Source organism: Streptacidiphilus monticola, from assembly GCF_042658505.1.
GTDB lineage: Bacteria > Actinomycetota > Actinomycetes > Streptomycetales > Streptomycetaceae > Streptacidiphilus > Streptacidiphilus monticola.
Genome location: NZ_JBHSQJ010000079.1, coordinates 26587 through 30801, shown reverse-complemented (window position 1 = coordinate 30801; position 4215 = coordinate 26587). Strand labels below are relative to the sequence as shown.

General features: G+C 73.5%; 4 protein-coding genes. All 4 read left to right on the top strand.

The window, feature by feature from the left end; all coding sequences use genetic code 11:
* A partial coding sequence (locus ACFP3V_RS19355; RefSeq protein WP_380585087.1) for a hypothetical protein occupies nucleotides 1–211 on the top strand: 211 nt, incomplete at its 5' end.
* A gap of 34 nt (nucleotides 212–245) precedes the next feature.
* Complete coding sequence (gene ku, locus ACFP3V_RS19350) at nucleotides 246–1226, top strand: non-homologous end joining protein Ku (RefSeq protein WP_380585085.1); 981 nt, start codon at nucleotides 246–248, stop codon at nucleotides 1224–1226.
* A 153-nt stretch (nucleotides 1227–1379) separates the two neighbouring features.
* Nucleotides 1380–1856: a hypothetical protein gene (locus ACFP3V_RS19345; protein WP_380585083.1), complete on the top strand. Its 477-nt coding sequence runs from the start codon at nucleotides 1380–1382 to the stop codon at nucleotides 1854–1856.
* 10 nt (nucleotides 1857–1866) lie between these two features.
* Entirely contained in the window at nucleotides 1867–4176 is a 2310-nt protein-coding gene (locus ACFP3V_RS19340; protein WP_380585081.1) for a bifunctional polysaccharide deacetylase/glycosyltransferase family 2 protein, read from the top strand.
* Nucleotides 4177–4215 lie beyond the last annotated feature (39 nt).

Below are 4215 nucleotides of genomic sequence, written 5' to 3'. Positions count from 1 at the left end.
CGCCGAGCGGGCCCGCGACGAGGATGCCGACGCCCGGACCCGGGTGCGGGAGGCGCGGCAGGCGCTGGAGCGGGCGCGGGGGCAGGCGGAATCCGTAGGGCGGGAGCTGTCTGCGCGGGAGGCGGAGCGGGAAGAAGCCGAGCAGCAGGTCTCCCGTGCCGAGCGCGCGCTGGACGGGGCGCGGCGGCGACTGGAGGACCTGGCGTCCTGACCGTCCCGGGCACTCGAGCGGGAGGTGGTCGGCCATGGCACGACCGGTATGGAGCGGCGTGCTGACCTTCGGACTGGTGACGCTGCCGGTGGCCCTCTACACGGCGACCGAGGACCACACCGTGCACTTCCACCAGCTGGAGCGCGACACCGGGGACCGGGTCCGCAACCGCAGGGTCAACGAGCGCACCGGCAAGGAGGTGGCCTACCAGGACCTGGTCAAGGGCTACGAGATCCGGCCGGGGGAGTACGTCGTCGTCGAGCCGCAGGAGCTGGAGGACATCGCGCCGGGACGGTCGCGCACCATCGACATCGCCGGTTTCGTGGACCTGGCCGACGTCGAGCCGATCTTCTTCGACCGGACCTACTACTTGGGTCCGAAGGGCGAGGAGTACGCCAAGATCTACAAGCTGCTGGTCGAGGCCCTCGACCGGACCAACCGGGCCGGGCTGGCGCTGTTCTCCATGCGCGGCAAGGAGTACCTGACGGCGGTGCGGGCCCAGGAAGGGCTGCTCGAGCTGCACACCATGCGCTTCGCGGACGAGATCCGCGATCCGCGCGCGGAGATCGACGGCCTGCCCACGGGCGCCACCCGGGTGTCGAAGCAGGAGCTGGACACGGCGCAGCAGTTGATCGAGATGATGGCGATCGACTGGAAGCCCGAGGAGTGGCACGACACCTACGCCGAACAGGTCCGCCAGCTCGTCAAGGACAAGGCCGCCGGGCGCGAGATCGCCGTCGCGGAGGGCCCGGAGGAGCCGACCAACGTGGTGGACCTGATGGACGCGCTGCGGCGGAGCCTGGAGACCACCCGCCGGGAGCGCAGCGAGGCCAGGAGCTCCGGGTCCGCAAGGCCGACGCCGGGCAGGAGCCGGCTCAGCGATCTGACGAAGGCCCAGCTGTACGCCCGCGCCGCCGAGTTGGAGGTGCCGGGCCGGTCCGCGATGACCCGCGACGAACTGGAGGACGCCGTCCGCAAGGCCGCCCGCGGCGGCGGCCGGAACCAGGCGGCGTGAGGGGACACGCCCCCTGACGAGGGACCCCCCGACCGGCGGGGGTGCGTGTGCGGACCGGGACCCTGCCCCGGCGTGGTCAAAAGTTCCCGTGAGCGCTAGGGTCCGGTGCTCGTGCACAGAACTTCGGCCGGACCTGACAGCACGTCAGCCGGTTTGACACCATCCCCCGAACGGCGGATATCCCGGCGCCCCGTCTTCGTCGACGCGAGTGGCCGCCGGCAGCGCCGGGTGCGGCGGCTCGGACGGCTGCTCGTCGTTCCCGCCGTCGCGTACCTCGGACTGCTCGTCAGCACGCTGCTCGGCGGGCCCACGGTGCACAGCCCCTACCTGCCTCTCCCCGATCCGCCGGGCGCCGCGCACCACCCGGCCCCGGTGCGGAACCACGGCCGCGGCAGCCCGAGCGCCGGTCCCGGCGGCGCCGCTGCCGGAACCACCACCCGGCCGGTCCCCGGGACCTCTGCGGCTCCGCCCCGGCCGACCGCGGCCGGCAGCACGCCCGCCGCCACGGTCCCGGCCCGTGCGCACGGCAGCTCGAGCGCGCACGCCCGGGCGACCGCCTCGCACGGCAGCACCCGCACGGCCACTCCGCCCGGCTCCACCCGGCGCGCGACCCCGACCAGGAAGGCGTGAGCACCACTCCATGAGCGCGTCCCGTCGTCGATCCCTCTCCCGTCGAGGCCGCCGTGGGCGGGTGCCGCAGCCGCCGCTGCGCACCCACTGGCTGCTGCTCGTGGTCCTGGTCGTGACCCTGACCTGTGCGCTGCTGATCGAGGGCTACACCCAGCACATGTTCGGCGGCACCCCCGACGGGGCCGGCCTCTCCCAGGGGCCCAGCGGGCAGGTGCCTGCCGCGGTCGCCCAGGGCGGCCCGGTGGTCTCCCTGGAGCAGGGGCAGCCCAAGACGGCCCGGCCGCGCACCGGCACCGTCGCGCTGACCTTCGACGACGGCCCGGACCCGACGTGGACGCCGAAGATCCTGGAGGTGCTGCGCAGGCACCGCGTGCACGCCACCTTCTTCGTCATCGGCACCAACGTCACCGCCAACCCCGGGCTGGTCGAGCGGATCGTCGCCGACGGCAACGAACTGGGCGTGCACACCTTCACCCACCCCAACCTGGGCCTGATCCCCGCGTGGCAGCGGACCCTGCAGCTGCGCGAGGCGCAGCTGGCCATCGCCGGAGCCACCGGGCAGACCACCGACCTGCTGCGGCCGCCCTACTCCGCGGGCAACGACTCCGTGGACGACGCCGACTGGGCAGCGATCCGGCAGGCCTCCGCCGAGGGATACCTGACCGTCCTCACCACCAAGGACACCGAGGACTGGCAGCGCCCGGGCGTGGACCGGATCGTGGCCAACGGCGCGCCCAGGGGACGGACCGGCCAGATCCTGCTGATGCACGACGCGGGTGGCGACCGGTCGCAGTCGGTCGCCGCCCTGGACCGGCTGCTGACGGAGTACCAGCAGCAGGGGATCGGCGTCGGCACGGTCAGCGCGACCACGGGCCTGCCGGACTCGATGAAGCCGGCTCCCGGCACGGACCACTGGCTCGGACTCGGGCTGATCTGGATCCTGACGGCCAGTCACTGGCTGCTGACCTTCCTCGGCTGGCTCATGTACGCCGCCGGCGGGCTCAGCGTGCTGCGCGCCCTGGTCACCGTCGTCGCCGCACGCCGGCACAAGCGCTGGGCGCAGCAGCCGTGGGGCGACCCGGTGACGGAACCGGCCACGGTGATCGTCCCCGCCTACAACGAGAGCGCGGGCATCGAGGCGGCGGTGCGGTCCCTGGTGGCCTCCGACCACCCGGTCGAGATCCTGGTCGTCGACGACGGCTCCAGTGACGGCACGGCCGACCTGGTCGAGGCGCTTGACCTGCCCGGGGTGCGGGTGATCCGGCAGGAGAACGGCGGCAAGCCCGCCGCGCTCAACCACGGCATCGCGCAGGCCTCCTTCGACCTGCTGGTGATGGTCGACGGGGACACGGTCTTCGAGCCGGACGCGGTGCGGAAGCTGGTCCAGCCCTTCGCGGACCCGCGGGTGGGCGCGGTCTCCGGTAACGCCAAGGTGGTCAACCGGGGCGGCCTGCTGGGACGTTGGCAGCACATCGAGTACGTCGTCGGTTTCAACCTGGACCGCCGCCTGTTCGACCTGGCCGAGTGCATGCCCACCGTGCCGGGCGCGGTCGGCGCGTTCCGCCGCGAGGCGCTGCGGCGGGTGGGCGGCGTGCCCGAGGAGACGCTGGCCGAGGACACCGACCTCACCATGGCGCTGTGCCGGGACGGCTGGCGGGTCGTCTACGAGGAGGGCGCCGTCGCCTGGACCGAGGCCCCGGCCTCGCTGGGTGCCCTGTGGCGGCAGCGCTACCGCTGGTGCTACGGCACCATGCAGGCGATGTGGAAGCACCGGGGTGCGCTCCTGCAGCGCGGTCCCGCAGGGAAGTTGGGCCGCCGCGGGCTCGGCTACCTGCTGCTGTTCCAGGTGCTGCTGCCGCTGCTGGCCCCGGTGGTGGACATCTTCGCGCTCTACGGCCTGGTCTTCCTCGACCCGGTCCGGGTGCTCGGCCTGTGGCTGGGCTTCCTGCTGCTGCAGTTGCTGATGGGGCTGTACGCCTTCCGGCTGGACGGGGAGCGGGCGGGGCCGCTGTGGAGCCTGCCGCTGCAGCAGTTCGTCTACCGGCAGCTGATGTACCTGGTGGTGATCCAGTCGGCGGTCACCGCGGTCGCCGGGGTCCGCCTGCGCTGGCAGCGGATGGAGCGCTACGGCTCCCTCCAGGCCCCGGCGCCGGGCGCCGACCCCTGGGCGACGGACCGCCCAGGCGGCCACCCGGCGGCGGGCGCGGGCCGGCCGCTCACCAACATCCCGGTCCCCGCTCCGGCGCCGCCGCTGGAGCTGGCGGACACCTGGATGCGCGAGGCCTATGGCTCGCCTCCCGCTGGCCCCTACGTCAACTGAGCGTGCCTCCAAGGGAGATGCCCGCCGCGGTCGGCAGAG

What these genes read in the sequence shown, in the direction of transcription:
- ACFP3V_RS19340 (WP_380585081.1), top strand. Translation starts at nt 1,867, where the DNA reads ATGAGCGCGTCCCGTCGTCGATCCCTCTCCCGTCGAGGCCGCCGTGGG.
- ku (WP_380585085.1), top strand. Translation starts at nt 246, where the DNA reads ATGGCACGACCGGTATGGAGCGGCGTGCTGACCTTCGGACTGGTGACG.